The organism is candidate division WOR-3 bacterium, from assembly GCA_039804025.1.
Taxonomy (GTDB): Bacteria; Hydrothermota; Hydrothermia; order Hydrothermales; family JAJRUZ01; genus JBCNVI01.
On the sequence record JBDRZP010000016.1, the window covers coordinates 9,331 to 33,845 of the forward strand.

22 protein-coding genes are annotated in these 24,515 nt (G+C 28.7%); 10 read left to right on the forward strand and 12 right to left on the reverse strand.

The window, feature by feature from the left end; all coding sequences use genetic code 11:
- The 4 genes from lon to ABIN73_06825 form a co-directional block, all read right to left on the reverse strand.
- Nucleotides 1–1,690 (reverse strand): endopeptidase La (gene lon / locus ABIN73_06810; GenBank protein MEO0269432.1); only part of this gene is annotated, 1,690 nt, incomplete at its 3' end.
- Between the two features lies 1 nt (nt 1,691).
- Complete coding sequence (locus ABIN73_06815; protein ID MEO0269433.1) at nt 1,692–2,081, reverse strand: Hsp20/alpha crystallin family protein; 390 nt, start codon at nt 2,079–2,081, stop codon at nt 1,692–1,694.
- Nucleotides 2,082–2,101: 20 nt separating this feature from the next.
- Complete coding sequence (locus tag ABIN73_06820) at nt 2,102–3,928, reverse strand: DUF4910 domain-containing protein (protein MEO0269434.1); 1,827 nt, start codon at nt 3,926–3,928, stop codon at nt 2,102–2,104.
- Nucleotides 3,929–4,085: 157 nt separating this feature from the next.
- Nucleotides 4,086–4,898 carry a DUF3782 domain-containing protein gene (locus tag ABIN73_06825; GenBank protein MEO0269435.1) on the reverse strand — a complete coding sequence of 271 codons (813 nt, stop codon included), beginning with the start codon at nt 4,896–4,898 and terminating at the stop codon, nt 4,086–4,088.
- 24 nt (nt 4,899–4,922) lie between these two features.
- On the opposite strand from ABIN73_06825, the gene ABIN73_06830 reads away from it, so the two are divergent.
- Complete coding sequence (locus ABIN73_06830) at nt 4,923–5,153, forward strand: hypothetical protein (GenBank protein ID MEO0269436.1); 231 nt, start codon at nt 4,923–4,925, stop codon at nt 5,151–5,153.
- Nucleotides 5,154–5,994: 841 nt separating this feature from the next.
- Here the strand turns inward: ABIN73_06830 and ABIN73_06835 are convergent.
- Nucleotides 5,995–8,121 (reverse strand): sialidase family protein, encoded by a 2,127-nt coding sequence (locus ABIN73_06835; GenBank protein ID MEO0269437.1) that lies wholly within the window; start codon nt 8,119–8,121, stop codon nt 5,995–5,997.
- 78 nt (nt 8,122–8,199) lie between these two features.
- Here ABIN73_06835 and miaB point away from each other — a divergent pair, with 78 nt between their 5' ends.
- A complete protein-coding gene (gene miaB / locus ABIN73_06840) occupies nt 8,200–9,513 on the forward strand; it encodes a tRNA (N6-isopentenyl adenosine(37)-C2)-methylthiotransferase MiaB (protein MEO0269438.1) in 1,314 nt (437 codons plus the stop codon).
- Here miaB and ABIN73_06845 read toward each other — a convergent pair.
- The 3 genes from ABIN73_06845 to ABIN73_06855 are packed head-to-tail and all read right to left on the reverse strand — an operon-like array spanning nt 9,510 to nt 14,065.
- Complete coding sequence (locus tag ABIN73_06845) at nt 9,510–10,487, reverse strand: sugar phosphate nucleotidyltransferase (protein MEO0269439.1); 978 nt, start codon at nt 10,485–10,487, stop codon at nt 9,510–9,512. The genes miaB and ABIN73_06845 overlap by 4 nt on opposite strands.
- Nucleotides 10,484–11,461, reverse strand: a complete 978-nt coding sequence (locus ABIN73_06850) for a bifunctional phosphoglucose/phosphomannose isomerase (GenBank protein MEO0269440.1) — start codon at nt 11,459–11,461, stop codon at nt 10,484–10,486. Before ABIN73_06850 ends, ABIN73_06845 begins: the two co-directional genes overlap by 4 nt.
- 12 nt (nt 11,462–11,473) lie before the next feature.
- A complete protein-coding gene (locus ABIN73_06855) occupies nt 11,474–14,065 on the reverse strand; it encodes a valine--tRNA ligase (protein ID MEO0269441.1) in 2,592 nt (863 codons plus the stop codon).
- A 51-nt stretch (nt 14,066–14,116) separates the two neighbouring features.
- Between ABIN73_06855 and ABIN73_06860 the strand changes: the two genes are divergently transcribed.
- The 6 genes from ABIN73_06860 to scpB are packed head-to-tail and all read left to right on the forward strand — an operon-like array spanning nt 14,117 to nt 19,591.
- The gene (locus ABIN73_06860) at nt 14,117–14,830 is read left to right on the forward strand and encodes a cytochrome c biogenesis protein CcdA (GenBank protein MEO0269442.1); all 714 of its coding nucleotides are present in this window, start codon (nt 14,117–14,119) and stop codon (nt 14,828–14,830) included.
- Between the two features lie 53 nt (nt 14,831–14,883).
- The gene (locus tag ABIN73_06865) at nt 14,884–15,240 is read left to right on the forward strand and encodes a DUF5362 family protein (protein MEO0269443.1); all 357 of its coding nucleotides are present in this window, start codon (nt 14,884–14,886) and stop codon (nt 15,238–15,240) included.
- Nucleotides 15,237–16,397: a GWxTD domain-containing protein gene (locus tag ABIN73_06870; GenBank protein MEO0269444.1), complete on the forward strand. Its 1,161-nt coding sequence runs from the start codon at nt 15,237–15,239 to the stop codon at nt 16,395–16,397. Before ABIN73_06865 ends, ABIN73_06870 begins: the two co-directional genes overlap by 4 nt.
- Nucleotide 16,398: 1 nt before the next feature.
- Nucleotides 16,399–17,661, forward strand: coding sequence for a GWxTD domain-containing protein (locus tag ABIN73_06875; GenBank protein MEO0269445.1), 1,263 nt, complete (start codon nt 16,399–16,401; stop codon nt 17,659–17,661).
- On the forward strand, nt 17,625–19,112 hold the full coding sequence (gene murJ, locus ABIN73_06880) for a murein biosynthesis integral membrane protein MurJ (protein MEO0269446.1): 1,488 nt from the start codon (nt 17,625–17,627) through the stop codon (nt 19,110–19,112). The genes ABIN73_06875 and murJ overlap by 37 nt, the downstream gene beginning before the upstream one ends.
- Entirely contained in the window at nt 19,091–19,591 is a 501-nt protein-coding gene (scpB, locus tag ABIN73_06885; protein MEO0269447.1) for an SMC-Scp complex subunit ScpB, read from the forward strand. Before murJ ends, scpB begins: the two co-directional genes overlap by 22 nt.
- Before the next feature lie 18 nt (nt 19,592–19,609).
- Here scpB and ABIN73_06890 read toward each other — a convergent pair whose 3' ends face one another.
- Nucleotides 19,610–20,323: a DUF72 domain-containing protein gene (locus tag ABIN73_06890; GenBank protein MEO0269448.1), complete on the reverse strand. Its 714-nt coding sequence runs from the start codon at nt 20,321–20,323 to the stop codon at nt 19,610–19,612.
- On the reverse strand, nt 20,301–20,870 hold the full coding sequence (locus ABIN73_06895) for a Fe-S-containing hydro-lyase (GenBank protein MEO0269449.1): 570 nt from the start codon (nt 20,868–20,870) through the stop codon (nt 20,301–20,303). The genes ABIN73_06890 and ABIN73_06895 overlap by 23 nt, the downstream gene beginning before the upstream one ends.
- A 68-nt stretch (nt 20,871–20,938) precedes the next feature.
- Between ABIN73_06895 and ABIN73_06900 the strand changes: the two genes are divergently transcribed.
- Nucleotides 20,939–21,580 carry a hypothetical protein gene (locus ABIN73_06900; GenBank protein MEO0269450.1) on the forward strand — a complete coding sequence of 214 codons (642 nt, stop codon included), beginning with the start codon at nt 20,939–20,941 and terminating at the stop codon, nt 21,578–21,580.
- 4 nt (nt 21,581–21,584) lie between these two features.
- Here ABIN73_06900 and ABIN73_06905 read toward each other — a convergent pair whose 3' ends face one another.
- Nucleotides 21,585–23,174, reverse strand: coding sequence for an LUD domain-containing protein (locus ABIN73_06905; protein ID MEO0269451.1), 1,590 nt, complete (start codon nt 23,172–23,174; stop codon nt 21,585–21,587).
- On the reverse strand, nt 23,164–23,754 hold the full coding sequence (locus ABIN73_06910; protein ID MEO0269452.1) for a (Fe-S)-binding protein: 591 nt from the start codon (nt 23,752–23,754) through the stop codon (nt 23,164–23,166). The genes ABIN73_06905 and ABIN73_06910 overlap by 11 nt, the downstream gene beginning before the upstream one ends.
- Before the next feature lie 18 nt (nt 23,755–23,772).
- On the opposite strand from ABIN73_06910, the gene ABIN73_06915 reads away from it, so the two are divergent.
- The gene (locus ABIN73_06915) at nt 23,773–24,468 is read left to right on the forward strand and encodes a ComF family protein (GenBank protein ID MEO0269453.1); all 696 of its coding nucleotides are present in this window, start codon (nt 23,773–23,775) and stop codon (nt 24,466–24,468) included.
- The last annotated feature ends 47 nt before the right edge of the window (nt 24,469–24,515 follow it).

The window sequence follows — 24,515 nt, forward strand, 5'->3', positions numbered from 1 at the left end:
TTTCCATTGCAATTTTTCTCATAATTTCACCAATCTTCCTTTCAAGTTGTCTTACACCAGCCTCTCTCGTATATTCATTTATTATTTTTTCTAATGCTTTTTTTGTAAAGTTAATATTCATACCATCAAGACCGTTTTCCTTTTTCTGTCTTGGTATTAAGTATCTGGTTGCTATAAATAATTTTTCCTTATCCACATACCCTGGAATTTCAATAATTTCCATTCTATCAAGTAAAGGAGGCGGAATTGTATAAAGAGTATTGGCAGTAGCGATGAAAAATACCTGTGATAAATCAAAGGGCACTTCTATATAGTGATCACGGAAGGAATAGTTCTGTTCAGGATCAAGAACTTCTAAAAGAGCAGATGCAGGATCACCTCTAAAATCAAGACCAATTTTATCCACTTCATCCAGCATAAATACAGGATTTTTCGTCCCAACCTGTCTTATCCCTTGGATAATTCTACCTGGTAATGCACCAACATATGTTCTCCTGTGACCCCTTATTTCTGCTTCATCTCTTATACCACCAAGAGCCATCCTTATGAATTTTCTCCCTAAGGCTCTTGCTATACTTTTACCAAGAGAAGTTTTACCAACACCAGGAGGTCCAATAAAACAAAGAATAGGACCTTTCAGTTTTCCTTTTTTGATTATTCTCACTGCAAGAAATTCAAGAATTCTTTCCTTGACTTTTTCTAAATTATAGTGATCCTCATCAAGGATTTTTTTCGCTCTTTCTAAATCAAGGATATCCTCAGTTTCTTCACTCCAAGGAAGAGCAATTAACCAGTCTATATAATTCCTTGATACAGAATATTCTGGTGAGGCAGGGTGTATTCTTGAAAGTTTATCTAATTCTCTTAAAGCCACTTCTCTTGCCTCATCAGGCATTTTCTTTTCTTCTATTTTTTTTCTTAATTCCTGAATTTCCTTTTCAGTTTCATCAAGTTCTCCTAATTCTTTTTGAATAGCCCTTAACTGTTCTCTCAATATATGTTCTCTTCTTGTTTTCTCAATTGATTCATCTACTTCTTCTTTTATTTTTTTCGAAAGAGAAGCAACCTCCTTTTCAGCAGTTAAAAAGGATAAGACTTTTTTCATTCTTTCTTCTAAATTAAGGGTTTCAAGTAATTTTTGTTTTTCAAGAGGTTCTATATTTATGGAGGATGCAACCATATCGGTGAAAATTGAATAATCTTCTATACCTGATAAAAATATAAGTGCTTCTTCAGGAATATAAGGAACTGCCTGAATAATTTCTTTTAATGTTGAAAGGATACTATGTTTTAAAGCCTCAAGAATTTTATTATCCTTCGGAAGCTCATCCTGTAATATTTTAACTTTTGCATAGAATCCTATTTCTTTTTTCACAAATTCAAGAATTTCAATTCTCTTTATACCCTGAATAAAAAGCCTCATTGAGCCATCAGGAGCTCTGAACATCCTGTGAATATACACTGCAGTTCCTATTTTAAAAATATTTTCAGGCTCAAATTCTCTTTTTTCCTCTTTTTGTAAAAATGAGCCAAATATTTTATCCTGCTTTAAAGCCTCATCTATTAACTTTTGATAAGTTTCTTCTTTTATTGTAAAAGGAATTGCTATTCCAGGGAAAATTACCCCTCCTTTAACAGGAATAACTGGAAGAACTTCAGGAATATGGGATTCAAATTCTTTTTCTTCCATATTATTCCTCCTTTACTTCAATTTCTATAATTTTTTTTATCCTTTTAGGTATTCTTATTTTTAAAATTCCATTTCTGTAACTCGTAGATATTTGAGAAGACTCTATTTCTTTTGGTAATTCAATTATTCTCCTATACTCTGAATAGGGCCACTCATAACAGTGATGGCACATTGCTAACTCTTCACTTTTTTCTTTTTTTGCTTCTACCTTTAATATCTCATCTTCTAAAACCACTTTAAGAGAATTTTTTTCAATTCCAGGCATAATAAGTTCAATTATCCACTCATTTTCAGTTTCATAAACATTTGCAGGCGGTGCAAGAAACCTTGAGGGAGCCTCCTCCCTCATTGTTCTTACTATTTGAAAAATAAATCCCTCCTCAAATTTCATAATAAATAATACCTTTATTTTTAAATTTTTTCCATAAATTTAATTTTCTCAAGTATATCTATTGCAAAATGAACATCTTTAATTTTCAATTTTCCTATTTCAAGATTTAAAGTGTTTAAGATTTCTTCGAAATCTCTTTTTCCATCAGCAAGATAGGAAATTAAATCAATAAGAAGAGGTAAGTTTTTTATTTTTTCCCTTTTATTATCATAAATTTTTCTTTCTTTCAAATCCAAGTGAAGTGATAATGAAAGGGGTACACCCTTTTCTTTTTTTCTTAGGATAAATTTCTCTTTTGTCTTTATTCTTTCAATTTTCTCTTTTTTTATTTTTTCTTTTTCTATAAATTCTTCAATTTCCTTTAAATCATCTTTAATACTAATATTTTTTTCAAGTTTATTTAAAGATTTAAAAGCATTTATAAGACCAAAATATTCCCTTATAAATTCTTCTTTTTTTACTTCTTTTATTTTCAATTCAAATATTTCTCTTTTAAAAATTTCTTTCATTTTTTCTTTTAAAAATAAAACATCTTCTTTTTCAAAGTTTAGAAGAAAGTATAAATAGGCATAGGCAAGAGAAAAAGAATTCTTTAAGGAAATTTCTGAAATCTTATCTGTTGTATCAGCTGTTGTGTGATAAAATTTATCAGGCCAGTAATTTATCATACATGAGGGGATTCCAAATTCAGGTGAAATTAAAATATAATGGTCTGAACCACCTGAGTAATCTGACATTGTTTTTCTGAAAAGAGGTATTTCTGATGTTCCTCTGAAATTTTTAGCCCCTTCAGGTAAATAGTTCATTATTAAACCTGCAAGATACCCTGCAAAACTTCTTATAAAAAATGGTTCTTTTTCAACCGTCATAACACTTTTACACTTATCCTGGTCCTCTCCTACCATATCAAGGTTTAATGCTGATATAACTTCAATATTTTCATTGAAGAATTCTTTCAAAAAGGCTACTGTTCCTGTCATTTCGGGTAGAAGTAGTATTCTTAAATTTCTCTTAAGTTTTGCTTTATTTTTCTTTATAAGTTCGTTAATGTATTTTGCAATTCCAAGAGAAACAGCCACACCTGAGAGATTATCGTTTGCAAAGGGCGAGGGATGGCAAAAGTGAGATACAAGCCATACTTCCTTTTTATTTTCTTCTCCTTTAAAAAATATATCAACTATTTCAATAAAACCTTCTCCAAATTCAGAAACAATTTCTATCTCAGCCTTTAATTTTTTATGTTTTTTTAAAATTTTTTTTAATTTTTTGCCCTTTCTTGGTGATATTGAAAATCCAAAAAAGCCTTCTTCCCAGAAAGAAACATAGTGTATTGAATCTTCAAGATCACCCTCTTCCCTTACTCCTTCAATTTCAGGCATCCCGAAATAAAGTATTCCAGCATCATAACCTCTTATTTCATAGAAAGTTTTTCTGAAGTTCTCTGTTAAAAAAATTTTTTTATCTTTTTCTCCCTTATATTTTTCAAAATCAACAATTTCGTAAATACCGTAAGTTTTTTTGCTTCTCGGAATTATTGAGAGTGGAATTTCCCTGTAATCTGCAATAATTTCTGTAAAGGGTTCAATTATTTTTAAATACCCTTTATTAATTTTCCAGTAAGGAAAGAATTTCTGAAAAAAATATTTGGAATTTTTATTAAAGGGAAGTTTATGAATTCTAAAATTTATTTCTTCATTTTTTAAAAGATAAGATAGTTCTGAAATAGCTTTTGAATATTCTTCTGAGACCTGTATTCTATGAAATCTTGAAAAATCATTTATAATTGATTTTATAAAGTTTAAAGGTATATTTTTTTGTGATTCTTTTATAAGTTCTTTGATATTCATTTTGCCTTAAAAAAATTTTAAAAAAACTTGATTTTGCTTTTCAATTTTTGAAAAATAGGTAGTGAGTCAAGAAAAGATGCTTTTAGAGTTAAAAAGGACTACACGATATTAATCCTTACCAGTTTAAAATGTTATGGTATTTTTACAATCCTGATTTTTAATCTTTTTTGTAAAACTTTATTCCAAAAACTTTACACTTTTCCTTTGCTTCTTCCCTTATATAAGGAGAAACTATAAAAAGCTCCGGTTTTACCCCTGTTTTTTTCTCATAAAACTCCCCAATTTTTTTTAACTTCAAAACATCACCATCCGATACACTACTTTTTATCTCTATTAAATAATGTTTATCATCTTTTATAACAAGATCTACCTCAACTATCGATGGATAACCAAAAATCATCCCCTCATTATCATATTCCTCCCATTTCTCAACATTATAGAATCCAAGTTCTTTTAAAATATCTTTCATACTCTCTCTAAAAGCTTCCTCTGCAAAAATACCCCATCTTGCCCCTACTGCGGTTATGGCATCTCTTAAAGTCTTAAAACCATCCCTCATTTCCTTTGTTAGAAGTTCAAACCTCCTGTCAACCTCTTCAAATCTTTTATTTATTTCTTCAAATCTTTTATTTATCTCCTCAAATCTTTTATTTATCTCCTCAAATCTCTTATTTATCTCCCCAAATCTCTTATTAGTGTCTTCTCTTAATTCTTCAAATCTTTTATTTATTTCCTCAAATCTCTTATTAGTGTCTTCTCTTAGAGCCTTTAATTCCTCTCTTTGTAATTTTAATTCCTCTCTTTGTGCTTTTAATTCATTTAGTATTTCTTTTATTTCCTCTCTTGTTACTGCTCTTTTATCTATTATTTCCTCAATTTTTAGCCTGAAAAGTGGCGATTTTTCCATGATCTCCGGTAGTTTTTTCTCAATTATTTTTATAACATCCTCTTCACTTAAGATTTTTTTCATAATTTAATTATAAAGAAAAAAACTTTGATAATTCAATTACTTGAAGATAAAATTAAATTAAATTTATCAAAAAAATTTTCAATATATTTTTGGTGGCTTGAACTTTCAGGTGGTGACCCATATAGAGCAATTCCACATGTTGAAAGGATTGAAAATAAAGATAAAATTTCAATAACTCCATATGATAAAAATACTTCCCTAATTTTGTTTTTCTTTGAGGATAAAAAAGGTAAATTCATCTTGGATTCTATATAAACCGGTACCTTATGCGCTTTCCTTCCTTGGCTATTTTTATTTCTCTCAAGATGCTATTTTTGCTAATTACAAGAAATTTGAAGCCTTATGGACAAAAGAAAAAGAATATTATAAATACCATTATGATTTTATGGATGAGCTGTATTCTTTTGCACTAAAAATTGGAAAGAAAAAAATAATCCTTCCTTTTTACACGCAGCATACTTTACAAGTCAATGGGTTTTAGAGGTATAGCGCTATTGTCAGCATATTTATCCCAACCAGAAAGTTTAATTATATGACTTAAAGAAAGAGAAAAAAAGTAACTTCTGGAGCACAGGATGCAGTTTCTGTGTTAAAGAAATTCCACAGCTTAATGAACTTGTTAAAAAGTTTAAAGATAAAAAGGATGTTGTTTTTATTGCGATAACACATGAAAGTAAAGAGGTAATAGAAAATTTTTTAAAGAAACAGAATTTTGATTATCTTCTTGCGGTTGAGGATAAAGATTTACACAGAAAACTTAATATTTCTTCTTTTCCCACTCACATCATAGTTGATAAAAAAGGAAGAATTGTATGGAAAATATTAGGGGCATTACCTGATATAGATAAAGAAATAGAAAAGAAAATATATAAACTTCTTCTATTTCAGAAAAAGTATTGACAATATGGCGACAATATAGCAAAGGATGCTTTTTGGGGTTAAGAAGGATTGGAATATATTTATGGAAAAAGCAAAATCAAGAACATTTTGTAGTAGGCACTCAATGTAATCTAATTGAGTCAGAAAAATTCAAAATGCTTATCAATAATCCTTATAGGTTGGAACCCTCTATACCCAAACAACGCTTTTTATTTTCTTATTTATTTATATAAACTTGTTTGTAAATCCTGTTTTTAAACTTAACAAAATAAATTCCCCTTTTTAGATTTTTTATAGTTGATTTCCTACCTGAATAATCAAAAAGTAAAAATTTAAAAGAATTATAACCACTGATATCTGAAACAATAGTTGGAATTCTTAAATTTTCCTTCTCTGTTTTGTATTTTTCCGAAGTATTTAACTTTATTATTGAAAAAGGACCATCACTTGTATCAAAGGAACTATTCCACACATAATCTTTTGCATCAACCCTGAATAAAACGTTATTTGAAGTTGTATCTGGAATTATCCATTCAAAAAGAGTATCAAAATGAAAAATTGAATCAATTTTTATAAAGGAATTTCCTCCATCAATTGAATAGTGGAAATTTATTAAGGAAATACCAGAATTATCATAAAGACTGTACTTTACATAAATTGTATCTCCTGCATAAAATGTTTCTTCACCATTAGGAAAAATAACAGAAACTTGAGGGGGTGTTTTATCCCTTTTTAATCTTGCAAACCATATATCATCAGATGTGTAGTTTATGTCAGAATGACAAAAATCTGTTCCCACAATATAATCTTTTGTGCAAACTTCTATGTAATCTCCTATGAAATTCTGCCTGTAGGGTTTTCGTGCTCTATCAGTTACTTTAATTTCATTTGAAAAATTTAACCCGAAATCTTTTGAAACTCTGTAATATAATTCAAGACTGTCAATACTTTTTCTTGTATCATACCATACAACATGAACATATCCTGAGTCATCCACAGACACTGAGGGAAAGAATTGACTTCTCACTGTATTCAGGTTAAGTCTTTGTGGAACTGAAAAACTTTGCCCACCGTCAATTGATCTTGTAAAATAAACATCAAATTGAGTATGAGATGGATCAGAAGAATGATAAACCACATAAAGATTACCATTTTTCCTGTCAACATCAAAGGAAGGTAACACATAATCTCTCCATGGAAGTATCGAGTTATAGTAATAATCAGCTACATGAATTGGTGAACCAAAAGTATTTCCTCCATCAACTGATTTTATTAACCATATCCCATAATCATAAGCTGGATTTTGAGGAGAATCATAAGTCCAGAGAACATAAATAGTATCACCCCTTCCTTTCCTTGGTATGGGTGCCATACCTGATGAAGTTAAATACAGAGGTGAAGAAAAACTATTACCCCCATCTGTAGATTTCATGAGATAAACACCATAAGTCGAACTAATAACATCCCACACAATAAAAATTGTATCACCATACACACTCATCCAGGGTTTGTCATCAAGGTCAAAAGGAGTATTTGTTAAATTTATTGGAGTTTCCCATGTTTTACCTCCATCAAAAGATCTGCAAAATCCGAGGTCTCCGGTAAAACTTCCACGATTAAAACTTATAAAGGTAAAAAAAACTGTGTCACCATTCCCGAAATCTATAACAGGATCACCCTGATTGGAATCAGCCATAAGACCCCTTGCAGGAAAAAGGTTATTACCAAAAGTAATACCACCGTTATGAGAGTAGGTTGTTCCAACAGTTACATATCCAGGGTATCCCCTATAATCATTCCATCCGCATACAATTTTATTTTTATTTATTGATATTGTAGTTTCGTTTTGATTTTTATTGTCAGGTGGTTTTATTATATCAATATTTTGATCAAAGGGTAAAGAGAAAATATTCAAGGAATTTTCATTTTCATATTTTATATCAAAGTTTTCTTTTTCCTTTAAGTAATCCAAAATTTTTCTTTCAATTATCCCTTTGGATTCTCTTTTTAAATAAGTTGGTGGTATAAAAACTTTATCGTACCATCCAAAAACTTCTGCTTCAGAATTTAATATTATCTCAGTTTTCTGAGGTGATAAGGGATTCATTTTGAATTCAATTTTCATTTTCAATTCTTTAAATATAAATTTTCTTTTTATGTCTTTTTCAGCTAGTAATATGAAATTTTCGATATCCTTTTTAAAAATTAGAGTAAACTCAATTTCTCTTTCAGATTTTTCTTTCAGGGTAAAAAAATTATTCAGCTTTTCCTTTATTTGATACGGATTTTTAACCAGGGTATCCTTGATTAAAACTCCAAAAATTAAAAGTTTTATTATATCCATAGTATATTTTACCTTATAAAAATTTTATTTGCATTTTTAATCTGTATTTTTTTAATTTATAATTTAAAGGATAAAAATATGGGAATAAAGAAATTTTCTATAATTACTTTCGGTTGTCAGATGAATGTCAGGGATTCTGAGACAATGAGAAGTATTTTACTAAAGAAAGGTTTTATAGAAGATACCCCAGAAAATGCAGATATTGTTCTTATTAATTCCTGCTCTGTAAGAGGAAAGGCTGAAAAGAGAGCAAAAATTTATGCAAGAGAATTTAAAAGAAAAGGTAAAAAGGTAATTTTTGCAGGGTGTGTGGCTGAAAGTGAAAAGGATAAAATTTTTGAACTGGGAGTCGATGCAATCTTAGGAACAAGAAAAATTCACAAGATTTCTAATATAGCTGAAGCCCTAATCGAAGAAAATAAAAAAATTATAGAAGTTGGATTTGATGAAATTCCTGAATATAAAGATATACCTGAACCAACCCACCCTGTTACTTCCTATGTGAATATTTCAATAGGATGTGATAATTTCTGTTCCTTCTGCATTGTTCCATATACAAGGGGAAGGGAAATTAATAGAAGCTATAGCTCTATATTGAAAGAATCTCAGGAATTAGTTAATAAAGGTTCAAAGGAAATATTTCTTTTAGGCCAAAATGTGAATTCCTACTTTGATGAAGAGACAGGTTTTGATTTCGCTGACCTTATTTATAATCTTGATAAAGATTTAAAGGGTAACTTCTGGATTAAATACTTATCTCCAAACCCAAGGGATTTCTCCTATAAGGTTTTTAAAGCAATAAAAGAAAGTTCACATATTTCCCACTGGTTCCATTTACCCCTTCAGTCTGGTTCAACAAAAATTTTAAAAAGAATGAAAAGGGATTATACAAAAGAAGAATTCCTTGACCTTTGTTATATGATAAGGGAAGAATTTAAGGATTCAACAATAACAACTGATATAATAGTAGGATTTCCAGGTGAAGATGATAAGGACTTTGAAGATACACTTTCTGTTGTAAAAAGTGTAAAATTTGAAATGGCTTTTATGTTTAAATATTCTGAAAGACCCAATACACCTGCAAGAAGATTTAAAGATAAAGTTCCTGAAAATATTAAAGAAGAAAGACTAAAAATTCTTATTGAGGAAGTAAATAGAATAATTGAGGAAAAAAGAAAGGAAATGTTGGGAAGGAGATTTCTTGTTTTAACCGAAGGAGAATCTGAAAAGTTTGAAAATTTTTCAAATGTTAAAACAAGAGAAAATATTAAAGGTATTATTAAAGGAAATTTTAAACCAGGTGAATTTCTCATAGCAAGAGTTATAGATATTAAAGGACACACCCCTTTATTTGAGTTTGAAAGATACTGCAATTATAAGGGAGATATTTAAGAGATAATTTTGCTTTTATTTGTTATAAAAATTTCTTCTGATTTTAAATTTTCAATTACCGAATAATCGCCTATAATTCCCCTTTTAATTATTGAATTTAATATTTTCGTCCCTTTATAAACTATCGCACCTTCAATTTTTGAATTTTTTATTTCACATTCAGTTTCAATTGATACGAAAGGTCCTATTTCTGAATTTTCTATAATTACATTTTTATCAATCCATACAGGTGGAATTATTTTTGTATTTTTAATATTTTTCTTTTCAAGAATTTCCCTTTTCTTTAAAATTTTTTTGTGAGTTTCAAGAATTTCATCAAGAGTTCCTGTATCAAACCATTTTTTTACTTTTAAAGGATAAATTTCTTCGCCCTTTTCTAAAAGTATTTTAAAAGCATCAGTTAACTGAAACTCACCTTTTGTTTTTAAATTCCTTTTTTCTATTTCTCTTAATGCTGAAAAAAGAATTTCAATTTTTCTTAAATAATATATTCCGCATATTATAAGATTTGTTTTTGGTTTCTCCGGTTTTTCTTCTACTTGAGCTATTTTATTATTATCAAGAACTACAACACCAAATCTCCTTGGGTCCGGATGATTGAAAACTCCTATGTAATTTTTATTCTTATTAAAATTTTTAATATCTAAATCAATAATAGAATCACCAAGAACTATTAAGCATTTTCCCTTTTTAACTTTTTCTTCAGCACATAAAATTGCATCACCAAGACCAAGGGGTTTGTTCTGAATCACAAAATCGCATTTTAAATTATTTATTTTTTTAATTTCATCAATAGATTCAATTAAATTTGGTGATATAACATAAACTACTTTTTCTATATTAAATTTTTTTAAAATTTTTGTGACATAATAAAGGGTTGGTTTTCCTTTGATTCTTAAAAGTGGTTTTGGTGTTGCAAAAGATAGAGGATATGTTCTTGTTCCTTTTCCTGCAATAGGAATTATAGCTTTCAATCTAAAAGAGCCTTTTTTAAACTTTCAATTCTTTTTATTTCAAGGGGATTAACTTTATTCAATTTTGCAAGGTGAATTGAAACATAATCAAAAAAGTAAATTGTATAAAAAATTTCCTCTAAAAGTTTTTCTCCTTCAGGCTCAAAAACTGTTATCCCCATTACTTCATCTTCAATAATTTTTATTGTTTCATCAATCCTTTTTTTATTTCTATCATTTATATATTTTCCTTTTATAAAAATAACCCAAGCTCTTTCAATAATTTCAGCTGGTTCCTTTAAGCCTTCAATCTCATTATGATTCATTTCAGGTATGAAATCTATGTGAACAAAATGTTTTGAATTTTCATTAAACTGAGTTTTTATTCTAAAAACACAACCTGAGTAAGGATACGATGTATAAATAAAAAGAGGTCTTTTATAAATTTTCTGAGCCATTTCCATACATTCTCCTTCAATTGATGAGAATTTTTCTCTTTTTTCTTCTAAAAAATTTTTTAAATCATCTAACTCCTCTAATTTAAAATTTATATGGTCTGAAAGAATAAAACTCAAAAGGGAAAACATAAGAGGTAAGGCACACCTTGGAGGATAACCTTCTGGAAGTTTAAAATGGGGTAAATTCTCCTTTTTAAAAAGTTCTTCTAATTTTCCACCTGAAGAGATTCCTATAATTTTTTGCTTTTTAAGGGGCTCAAAAAAACTTATTGTTTCTTCTGTATTACCTGAATAACTTATGAGAATGTTTAAAGATTCATTACTTATTAAATCGTAATAGTAATCATTTATAACATTATGTTTTATTTTTAAAAAGGGAGAAAGAATTTTACCTCCAATACCAGAACCACCCATTCCGATAAAATTAACTTCCTTAAAATTTAATAAAATTTTTTCTTTAAAATTTTTGTAAAAAATAAGTTCTTGCGGAAAATAGTAAAGAAATTCTTCCATACTTTTAAATTTATAATTTTTCATAGTTGACTCCTTTTATTTTAAATACTTTTTTAAACTGTTAAGTTTTTCCTCAAAAATTCTCTTTTTTTCCTCTGTTTCTTTGATAACTTTTTCTGGCGCTTTTTCTAAAAATTCGGGATTCTTTAATCTTTTTTCAATACCAGCAAGTAGACTTTCGAGTTCCTTTATTTCCTTTTCTATTCTAATTTTTTCTTCCTCAATATTAATCCTTTCAGGAAATTCAACAATTATTTCCTTTTCATTTATTACATAACCGAGATAATTTTTTTCAGGTTCTTTTTCAAGAACTAAAGCCTTTGCAAGATAATTGAGTAATTCTTTAAATCTTTTTTCTTTTTCTTCTCTAATAAATATCCTTATATTTTCCTTCAAAGGAATCCTATAAATACCTTTTATTTCCCTTAAAAGCTCTATTAATTTTATCAAAAACTCAAATTCTTCCTTTTCCCTTTCAAAATTGATATCAAATTCAGTAACCCATTCTGTTAATGATATACTTTCCTTTTCTCTTTTAAAAGGAAGTTTATGCCATAATTCCTCAGTTATAAAAGGTATTACGGGGTGAGCCATCCTTAAAAATTTTTCAAATACAATTAAAGCAACTTTTAAGGCATTAGTTTTTCTTTTTTCATCTTTCAACCTATCCTTTATTGCTTCAAGATAATAATCACAATAATTTAACCAGAAAAAGTTATATATTGACTTTGCCAGTTCTGGGTAATCATAGTTTTCAAGACTTAAATTTACATTTTTTAAAGCTTCATTAAACTTCATTAAAATCCATTTATCCTCAAACTCAAGATTTTTTGGCAATTCATATTCTAATACCTTTCCTTCATCTATGTATGTTAAGAGAAGTCTTAAGGCATTCCACATTTTATTACAGAAGTTTCTGCCGATTTTCATTTTTTCCTCACTGAAAATAATATCTCTACCTTCTGGAGCAATTGAAATAAGAGAGAACCTCACTCCATCAACACCGAACTCATCAAATAAATCCTCAGGATCAGGTGAATTACCAAGTGATTTTGAGAGTTTTCTTCTTTTTTCATCTCTTAAAAGACCATGAATTAGAACATCCTTAAAAGGAACTTCTCCAAGAAATTCAATACCAGCCATAATCATCCTTGCTACCCAGAAGTAGAGAATATCCCATGCACTTACAAGTAAAGAGCCGGGATAATATCTTTCTAAATCAGGGGTTTTTTCAGGCCATCCAAGAGTTGAAAAAGGGAATAGCCATGAAGAAAACCAGGTATCAAGAACATCCTCATCCTGTTTTATTTTTGTTGAAGAACATTTATCACATTTTGAAGGTTTATTTGTGCTTACCATTTCATTTTTGCAGTTTTCACAGTAATAAACAGGTATCCTGTGACCCCACCATAACTGTCTTGATATTACCCAGTCTCTAACATTTAAAAGCCATAAATCATAAAGTTTTTTCCATGAAGGTGGGTAAAATCTAACTTCTCCTTTTTCACCTGCTTCATAAGCCTTTTGCGCCATTTCTTTCATTTTTAAAAACCATTGTTCAGAAAGATAGGGTTCAATTACTGTATCACATCTATAACATTTACCGAGATTAATTTTATAGTCCTCAACTTTTTCAAGAAGTCCCATACTTTGGAGCCTTTTTACTATCTCTTCCCTTGCTTTAAATCTATCAAGACCTTTAAATTCTCCGCCTTCTTCATTTATTATTCCTTTTGTATCCATAATAGTAACAAAGGGTAGATTGTGTCTCTTTGCTATTTCAAAATCAACAGGATCATGAGAGGGGGTAACTTTAACAGCACCTGTTCCAAATTCAGGATCCACTGATTCATCCTCTATTATTTTTAGTTTTCTTCCAATAAAAGGTAAAATTGCATATTTTCCCACAAAGTCCTTATATCTTTTATCCTCAGGATGAACAGCAACTGCTGTATCTCCAAGCATAGTTTCAGGTCTTGTTGTTGCGAGAGTAACAAATTTATCTTTTTCCTCAAGTGGATATTTTATGTAATAAAGTTTTCCATTTACTTCTTCTCTTTCCACTTCTTCATCTGATAAGGTTGTTTCACATCTTGGACAGAAATTAACAATATATTTACCCCTGTAGATTAGTCCCTTTTTATAAAGTCTAACAAAGGCTTCAAGAACAGCTTTTGACATAATTTCATCCATTGTGAATCTGTACCTTGTCCAGTCACAGGAGCAACCGAGTCTTCTAAGTTGAGATTTAATTATTTCTTCGTACTTTTCTTTCCATTCGTATACTCTTTCTACAAATTTTTCTCTACCCAGCTCAAATCTTGTTTTTCCTTCTTTTGCCAATTCTTTTTCAACCACATTCTGAGTTGCAATACCAGCATGGTCTACACCAGGGAGCCATAAAACATCGAATCCTTTCATTCTCATATACCTTGCATAGATATCCTGTAAAGTATTATTTAGAACATGACCCATATGTAACATTCCTGTGACATTGGGAGGAGGCATCATTATAACATAGGGTTTTTTATTTTTACCCTTTCCAGCCTGGTATAGATTTTTTTCAGTCCAGAATTTTTCCCATTTGGGTTCAACCTCTTTTGGATTGTATTTTTTGGGTATTTCCATAGATTTTATTATAAATACTTATAAAAAGCCCTTGCAAATTAATATTTTATAATGTTATTATTACCTGTGGAAACACCCTCTATATTAACAGCTTTTTTGGGAGGATTATTATCTTTTCTTTCTCCCTGTATATTGCCTTTAATTCCCGCTTATATATCCTATATAACAGGTGCATCTATTGAAGAATTAAAGAATAGTAATTCTTTTTCTTTTGGTATTCTAATTCATTCTCTTTTATTTGTTTTTGGTTTTTCAACAATTTTTTTATTCCTTGGATTTGCTTCATCTTTTATTGGATCTTTTTTTATTGAAAAAAAATTTATTCTGGAAAAAGTAGCGGGAATTTTTATAATTCTTCTTTCCTTACATCTTATTGGGATATTAAGATTTAAGTTTCTTGATGTGGAAAAAAAATTAAATCCAGTTAAATCAAGTTTACCTTTTTTAAGGTCTTTTCTTGTTGGATTTGGATTTGGTTTTGGCTGGACTCCGTGTATTGGTCCAATTCTTTCCGCAATACTTGCTCTTGCAGCCACTTCAGCTTCTCCTTTAAAAGGAACTTTTCTTTTAGCTTTCTATTCCCTTGGTCTTGCTATTCCCTTTATCATTTCAGGTCTTTTTATTAATTTCTTTTTCTTAATGTTTTTAAAAATTAGAAAGCATTTAAGAAAAGTTGAAATTATAGCTGGTCTTTTTCTTTTTATTCTGGGTATTTTACTTTTATTTGGTATTTTCTCAAAAATTACCTTTACACTTTCCCTTTAATTATCTTAAAATAATTATGATGGTTCAATCCCTTTTAGTTTGGAGGTAATAAAATGGATATCTATGAAAGTGCTTCAAAGGGAACAGGTTGGATTAAATTTTTTGGTATAGTTAATATAATAGCAGGTATTTTAGAGGCAATAACCATAATAGGTATACTTATTGCGTGGATTCCTATATGGATAGGAATAGTTGCACTTCAGGCAGCTTCATCAGCAGAAAGAGCTTCCATATCAAAAAGTGAAGCTGACTTAATTCAATATCATTCAAAAATTAGATTTCTTTTTCAGTTAATTGGAATTTTAATAATTGTGGGAATAATTTTAGGTATTATTATTTTCATTGTAGCAATAGTAGCTTCTGCATTTTTTGCGTCAATGCTTTCAGGGTTGGGAGGATTTAACTGGTGATATTTTTTTTTAAGATTTTTTATTTTACTTTTATATACTCCTATATAACTCCTGATACAATTAATTTTTACGTTATTAAGAAAATTCATGAAGATGGAGATTCAATTTTAATAAATATTAAAATTTCTCCTTACATTCTTGTTTTTAAAAAAGAGGAAAAGGAATTTTCAGGAGGAATTAGGATTGATATAAATAGCACAACAGAAGATAAGGATGAATATTTTGTAAGGTTTTTTAAAAGGTTCTCCTTTGAAAAATATGAGGAAACAAGAGAAAGGGAAAATAAAATTGTTTTTGAAAAATGGATTACTGTTTCAAAAAGTGTAAATAAAATAAATATTGAAGTTACTGACCTTAATTCTCAAAAAAGATGGAGTTTTTCAAAGACTTTCATTAATAAAGATTTTGTTAAATTTGGTGATATAATTTTCTTTAAAAAAAATGGAGACACTGTATTATACAAGAAACCGCCACTTTCGGATTCTCTTTATAATATTTTGATAAATTTTGATTCAAAAGAGGAAGGAAAGGGTGAGATTATATTTTTTAAAAAAAATGAAATTTTTAAAAGTTTCTCCTTTGAATTTAAAAGAGGAATAAATAGGATTTTTGAAACTCTCAACCTTTTAGAATTTAATGAAGAAATTTTGAAATATAAGGTAAAACTTAATTCAGAAAAAAGAAAGGTTGAATTTGAAGATGAGTATTTATTAAAAAATTTAGATTTGTTTTCAATTTATGAATGGGATGATATTGTAGATGCTTTAAACATAATATTTCAGAGGAGTGATATTGAAGAACTTTTAAATGTTAAACCCGAGGAAAGGGAAAAGGCTTGGAGAGATTTCTGGGATAGAAGAGATATAGATCCTGTAACACCCTACAATGAACTGGAAATTAAATTTCTTGAAAGATTTCAATATGTAATGAAGAATTTTTCAGGTCCAATTAAAGGATATAAAACTGATAGAGGAAGGATTTATATAAGATTCGGTCCTCCAGATTTTATAGAAGACCATCCCTTTGAATTTGGTTATTATCCTTATCAGATTTGGTATTATACCAACCTCAGATTGAGATTTATTTTTGTTGATAAAACAGGTTTCGGTGATTATAAGCTTATTAATGATTTAAGAGAAATAGATCCACAATACTGATATGTTTGTGTTTCTTCTTATTTCAGAGGTTTTTTTATCAACGGGGAATTTTGAGTTTCATCTTTTCCCCTTTGCAGTTTATAAAGGGAAAGTTTTTACAGTTGAATGTTACTACTCCTTGAATGTTAATCAGATTTCCCTTGAAAAAAAGATGGGTTTTGAAGAGGGTAAATTTGATATTGAGGTTATTTGGAAAGAAGTTTCACGGGGAAAAGGGGGAAGTGAAAAGTGGACAAAGACTTTTAAAATAGGAAAAACGACTGAAGAAACAAAAATTTATGATGTTTTTGCTTTAAACCTTGAAGATGGTAATTACGAGATAAAGGTTAAATTTTCAACAAAAACAAAAATTGGAGAGGTGAATTTTAGGAAAGACTTAAAAATTAATTTTCCTTTTATTTCTGACATATTTATAACCCCTCAAATAGGAAAGAAGGAGGATTATTTCTTTAATAGAGAAAATTTTGGATTTGAAATAAGATTGCCATTTTTATTTGTTTTTCCTGATACTTCCTTACACTATTTTTATGAACTTTATGGTTTTGAAGGTGATGAGATATTAAGATATGAAATTTTTAAAGATGGAGAAAAAATTTATGAACAAGAAGAAAAAGCTCCTCCAGTTCAAAGGGGTGAAACAAGTGCAAGGATACCCTTATATAAACTGGGAACAGGTGATTTTAATTTAGTGATAAGTGTGATTAAAAATGGGAATATATTATTTTCTAAGGAAGAAAAATTCAGTTATGTTTCTCAGAAAAAACTTCAAGAAGAAAATGTGAGAAAGTTTTATGAAAATTACCTATTTTTTATAGATTATTTTGCTTCAAATGAAGAAATGGAGGAGTTTAAAAGAATAACTGATTTTAATGGGAAAAAACTCTTTGTCCAAAAATTCTGGAAAAAGTTTGATCCTGATCCAGAAACAGAAGCAAATGAATTTATTACCGAACTTGTTAACAGAATAAATTTTGCTGATCAAAATTTTTCTATGGGTTTAAAACTTAGAGGGAGAAATACAGATCGTGGTAGAATACTTATAAAATATGGTAAACCCTCTTATGTTAATAATTCTTATTATCCTGAAAGTGAAAGAGCCTGGGAATCCTGGATTTATACCGGTGAAAGAAAAATTCAATTTATTTTTGTGGATATAAATCTTGATGGTAATTATCTTTTGGTTTATTCATCAATTCCTGAAGAACCATCAAGAGCAGACTGGAAAAAATGGATTCCAGAGGATATAATAGAGGTCAAAAAGTAGGGTCAAAAACTTTAAAAAACCTTTTAATTTTTGGAACAGGAACTTTATTTTCAAGGATATTTGGTTTTTTAAGGGAAATGTTCCTTGCTTATTCTCTGGGTGCCACACATCTTTCAGATGTTTTTTATGCTTCTTTCAGAATAATGAACTTTTTAAGAATTTTTATTGGAGAACAGATGATGCAGGTTTCCCTTGTTCCTTTATTTGTGGAAAATAAAAAAGATCTTGTTAAATATGAAAGATTTATTGGTTCGACCTTTACAATTTTTTTCTCAGTTTCTTTATTTTTTACTATTATTGGAATATTACTTTCACCAATTTTGATTTTAATTTTTGCACCGGGTTTTAAAAATTTTGAATTTAAATTTATTTATGCAAAAAATACTCTTCTAATTATGTTTCCCTTTGTTTTCTTTATTATTTTAGCAGGTTATTTTGGTTCTATTTTAAATTCTGAGAAAAAATTTTTTCCTGTTTCCTTTGCACCTTTTTTCTTCAATCTTACTTTTCTTGCCATAGGAATTTTTACATATTCTTTTCTTCGTTTAAAAGGTAAATATTTTCTCTATTCTCTTTCCATTGCTGTTGTTGCAGGGTCTTTTTTTCAGGCTTTCTTTCAATTTATTTTTGTAATAAGAAAAATAAAATTATTTCTTACAAAAAATATTTTAATTCCTGAAATCAAAGATTTTTTTAAACTTTTAATTCCTGTTTTATTTGCAATGTTAACAAATGAAATTATCATAATTTTTACAACATTCCTTGCCTCCTATTTACCTGAAGGAGAACTCTCCTATCTATCCTATTCTTTCAGATTGAGACATTTCCCAATTGCAATACTCGGAATAGGTCTTGCAACAGTTTCCCTTCCCTATATGAGTGAAAGTGAAAGAAAACTCGATTATCTTAAAAAAATTTACAAATTTTCCTTAATTGTTTTATTTCCTTTATCTTTAATTTTGATTATTCATTCTGATTTTATTGTGAAATTATTTTTTGAAAGGGGTAAGTTTACAACCCTTGATACTTATAAAACTGCTCTTGCTTTTATAATGTTTTCAATTGGTATTCTTCCTTCCTCTCTTTTTAATGTTCATTTGAATTATTTTTATTCACAGAAAAAAATTCTTGAGGCAAATATTTCCCATTTTAATATGCTGACCTCCTTTTTAGTTTTTGCTCCTTTACTTTTTAAATTTATGGGTTATGTAGGACTTGCACTTGCTTCTTCAATTTCTTCTTTTTTTGCTTTAATATCAATATGCTTTTATACACCTAAATTTATTGATGTAAAGGAATATCTTTTTTTCATATCTTTTTCTTTAATTTTTTCCCTTATAACATTTATGAGATTCTTTCAAAATAATTTCCTTGAATTTCTCTTTGATTCTTTTTTATCTTTAATATTCTTTTTATATTTTAGAGAAAAATGGAAGATGAAAGGTCTTTAAAAAGAATTATTGAGGCATTGCTTTTTGCCTCATCAAAGCCTCTTACCTTAAAGAAGATTTCAAATATTACAGGATTTGGGGAGGAAAGGGTAAAGGAGGAAATAGAGAAATTAAAGGAAGAATATAAAGAAAGAGCTTTTGGAATATTTGAAGTTGCTGGTGGTTATGTAATGTATACGAAAGAAGATTATGCTGATTATGTAAAGAAATTAAGAGGGGAGAATTCTTTTAGAATTTCAAAAGCAATGCTTGAAACTCTTGCAATAATAGCTTATAAACAGCCTATTACAAAAGCTGAGATAGAAATTTTAAAGGGAGCATCTGCAGATTTCACACTTAGAAGTTTGCTTGAAAAAGGACTTATAAAGGTTGTGGGAAGAAAAAAAATAAAAGGAGCTCCTTTACTTTATGGAACTACAGAGAAATTTTTGAAAATGTTTGGTTTAAAAAGCCTTGATGAACTTCCAAGAGTAGAATAGTAATTTTAAAAATATTTTTTAAACAGAATTTTCAAGTATTTTTTTCATTCTTCTTGCATTTTCCAGCATGGAATGATTGTTGTTAAAAAATACATAAATTTTTTCTGGTTTTGTTTTCATAATTCTTTCAGCAATTTCTTTTAATTCTTCATCTTCATAACAATGGGAGTACCAGTCTGTTCTACCGTGCATTCTTAAATAGACTATTCCGTTAAGATTTATAATATCTCTTGGAAATATAGGTGCATCCATTGAAACCCAAGTAATATTTAGATTTTTTGCCCATTTATAATTTTCCTTTTTAAACCAGGATTCTTCTCTTGGCTCAAAGGCAAACTTTTCCTTTAAATTTGTAAATTTTATAAATTTTTCCAATTTTTCTCTATTTTTATCAGAAAAATTAGGTGGTGTTTGAAATAGATAAAAATCTATGAAGTTTTCAAGGGGTTTAAAGAGATTTTTAAATTTTTCCCATGTAGAAAAAGCTTTTTCAGAAAATTTAAAAACATGAGTTATAAATTGATTCACCTTAACACTCCATCTTAAATTAAAAGTTTTCTTTGCCCAGGAATTTATATGAGAAGAAAGTGGAAATCTGTAAAAGGAAGCATTTAATTCAATAGCATTTAAACTGCTTTCTTTAACAAACCATTCAAAATTACCTCCTTCATTCCATGAATAAGCCCAGCCCGATGTGCCTACAAATATTTTATTCTCTACGGAACTTTTCAACCCCTTGTTCAAATAGGTTGTTTCCGTAAGCATCAATTGCACAAATTGTTGGAAAATCCTCAACTTCCAGCTCTCTTATTGCCTCAGGTCCAAGATCTTCATAAGCAATAACTCTAACCCTTTTTATTGTTCTTGAAATTAAAGCACCTGCCCCTCCTACTGCAACAAGATAAAGTGCTTTAAACTTCTTAAGAGACTCAATAACTGGAGGAGTCCTTTCTCCTTTTCCAATTGTTGCCTTTACGCCCATTTCAAGGATAAAAGGAGTATAGGGATCCATTCTTATTGAAGTGGTTGGACCTGCAGAACCTATTACCTGTCCGGGTTTGCTTGGAGTTGGACCAACATAATATATTATCTGACCCTTTAAATCAATAGGAAGACCTTTACCACTTTTATAATCTTCAAGCATCCTTTTATGAGCAGCATCTCTTGCTGTGTATATAATACCTGAAATATAAACTGGATCACCTGCTTTTATTGATAAAATTGTTTCTTCATCAACTGGTGTTTTAATTTTTATATCTTTCATTATTTGTTTTTTAATCTTGCTTTTTTTATAATAGTAGGGATAGAACCAGGTTCAACTCCAAAATAAAATTATAATAAAAAATTATGTTTTTTACAACAATTTTTTTTATTTTATCTCAAACCCAGATAGATATTGATGAATTTAAAATTAAGGTAAAGGAAAAATGGGAATCTATAAAAACCTGTATATGTGAATATAACACCTTTCAGAAAAAAGGTGATAAAATTGAAGAGGCTTCTTATTTTGTTTACTTTAAAAAACCCTTATGGACAAGATTAAAAGTTCTAAAAGGAAAAAATAAAGATTCAGAAGCAATGTATAATCCTGAAAAAAATATAGTTAGGGGCAGAAAGGGTGGTTTAATTAAAGGTATTGTATTAACTTTAAAACCTGATGATGGAAGAGTAGTATCTATAAGGGGGTTTAAAACTTATGATGCTGGAATAAGTGGTGTCTACCTTAGATTTTTAAAATACATGGATGAAGGGTATGAAATGGAATATATAGGTAATTTTGAAGAAAAAGGTTTTAAGGGTAAAAAAATAAAGGTTAAAATTTTAAATCCTGAAAAATTCTATGGTTTTAATGAAGAAATATTCTGGTTTACTGAAGATTATGTGCCTTATAGATTAGAGGGTTTTGAAAAGGGAGAAAAAGTTCTTGATTCGCAATTTTATATGTTTAAATTAAATGTAGAAATTGAAGAGGAAATCTGGCAGCTTTAAAAATTTAATCTTCTATCTTAATAAAGGTTCTCCAGGGTCCATGAACACCAAGTATTAATTTTTTTTCTATATCAGCAGTTCTTGATGGTCCGCTGACAAAAAGTAAATTCCCATTAAAGTTAAATTTTTCCTCAAAAAAATTTTCAAAATAATCTAATATTTTTTCCCTTTTTATCCTGAAAAATACTTCCTCTTCATTAAAGAAATCTTTAAAATCCCTTGAATTTAAAATGCAGGTTCCTGTTTCAGAAATAGCATACTCTAATTTGAATTCTTTTCCCCTTTCCCCAAATTCCCCTTTTACCTCTTTCCAGTTCTTTTCAAAGTTTTTTTCATGTTCTGTTTTTTCTTCTTCCTCTGTAAAATCTTCAAAATATTGATAATGAATTTTTTCTTTATTTTTTAAAATTTGACTTACAATTGAAATTGGAATTTTTTCTGAGAGAGTTTTTAGTAAAGATGGATAATTATTCAAAATTGAATAAATTTTTAAAAATAGTTTAATTTTGAAAGGTAAATATTTTTCTTTTCTTATTCTTTTAATTTTCTCAGAGATTTTTATCTTAACAGGGCATACAGTATCACAAAAACCACATAAGGTGGAATAGAAAGCATTTGAGTAAAAGTTATATAAAAGAGCATTCCATAATATCCCTATTGGTCCTTTATAAGGTCCTTTGTAATTTTCAGCTTCTTCAACTCCATACACAGGACATATATTTGAACAGGCTCCGCATCTTATACAGTAAAGTATCTCTCTAAATTCTTCACTCATTGCAATTTCTCCTCTTTTACCTTCAAGAATTACTATATACCAGTTTCCCTCATTTTTTTCTGAAAGTAAATGCACATAAGATGTTATTCTCTGACCCGTTGCACTCCTTGGTAAAATTCTTAAAAACACTGGAAAGTCTTTGACTGATTCAACAAATTTTTCAATACCGAATATTGTTATACAGGTTTTTGGAAAATAAAAAGTTTTTCCAAGGTTACCTTCATTTTCAAAACATCCAATTATTCCTTCTTTAGCGAAAACAAAGTTTGCTCCTAAAATGCCTGTATCAGCCTCTTCGAAAATTCTCTTTAATCTTATTCTCGCAAAATTTGTAAGTTCCTCTATATTTTCACTTAACTTAACATTAAATTTTTCTTCAAAAAGATTTTTAACATCAAATCTTGAAAAGTGTATTGCAGGAGCTACAATATGTTTAGGTGGTGAACCTGCAAGGTCACATATCCATTCACCCAAATCAGTTTCGTTAAACTCATAACCCTTCTTTCTTAAAAATTTTTTTAACCCAATTTCTTCTTGAGTCATAGATTTTGAAGCAACTATTTTTTTTGATTTTTCCTTTTCAAGAATTCCTTTCACTACGCTTTTTACCTCTTCCGGTGTTCTGGCTAAAAAAACCTTTGCTCCTTTTTCTTCCATTTTTTTTATGAAAATTTTTAGAAGTTCTTTATAATTCTTTATAGAGTTTTCTTTTATATTTCTTGCCCTTTCTCTTAATTCCTCAAAATTTATTTCCTTGATTGCATTGTTTCTTTTATCAAAAGCCCTTTTTATATTTATTAAAACTCTGTTACTTTCCATGAAATAAAATTTTTTCTAAAGGATGAATTATTTCAAATCCCTTTGATTTCATGTGAAGGGAACATCCTGGTTCTATTGAGATAATTTGCTTTTCTTTATATTTTGCTTTAAGAATTTTTTCAGAGATTTTAGGATAAATGGATGAGAATACACCACCGAAACCACAGCAACCAAGAAATTCTGGTCTTTTGTTTTTAAAAATTTTAAAATGACAGGAAGTATGAAAATAATAAGGTAATTCAATTATTTTCTCTTTGATTAAAAAATTTGTAATTTCTTCAGCATAAAAAGAAATTTTTTTCTCTGTAAGTAAGGGTAAATTTTCTAAGACATATTCAAGACAGGAGCCGGAAAAGAATAAAATTTTTTTGTTTTCCCATTCCTTTAAAATTAAGTTCCCAATTTTTTTTGCTTTTTTAAAGTTTCCGGTATTATAAAAAACCTGTCCACAGCAAAAAGGTTTATTTAAAATTTGAGTTTCAAATTCTTTTTCTTGAAGAAATTTTTTTGTTTTTTTAATTAAATTTTTATAAATTAAATTTCCAAGGCAGGTAGGGAAGATGTAAATTTTTTTGTTCATTATTTTATAATTATAAGTGTGTTAAAATCTATTATTAAAGATATTTTAAATTTCTTTTTTCCTCCTCTTTGTTTAATCTGTGAAAATTTAAAAGAAGATAAATTTTTCTGCAAAAGTTGTTTAGAACTTATTTTAAGGTCAAAAATACATCCACCTTTTTGTAAAAAATGCGGAAGGAGTTTAAAGGGTCATAAATGCAGTATTAAATTAAAATATATTGATGAAGTTTATGCAATTTTTAATTATAATGATATAATTAAAGAGCTTATAGAAAGTTATAAATTCAGAAGGTATACAAAAATTTCAGAATTTTTTGTTCCCTTTGTGATTGAAAGAATTGAAAAAGTTTTGCCTCCATTTGATGTGATAATTCCAGTCCCACTTCATCCTTCAAAGGAAAGGGAAAGAGGATTTAATCAGAATGTTTTAATTCTTGAAAGTGTTAAAAAAATTTTTAAAATAAATTATAGAAATGATATTTTAATAAGACTGAAACCAACAAGACCTCAGTCAAGAATTAAAGAATTTAAAAAAAGGGAAGAAAATGTATGGGATGCTTTTAAAGTTATTAAAAGCAATGAAGTAAAATATAAAAGAATCTTACTTTTTGATGATGTTTTAACCTCTGGGAAAACCCTTGAAGAATGTGCGAAGGTTTTAAAATCAAAAGGTTCTGAAAAAGTTTTTGCACTTTCAATTGCCACTGGTTCATAGTTTGTTTTATAATCATTTATTAAGGTTCTAACCCCTTTAATATTATT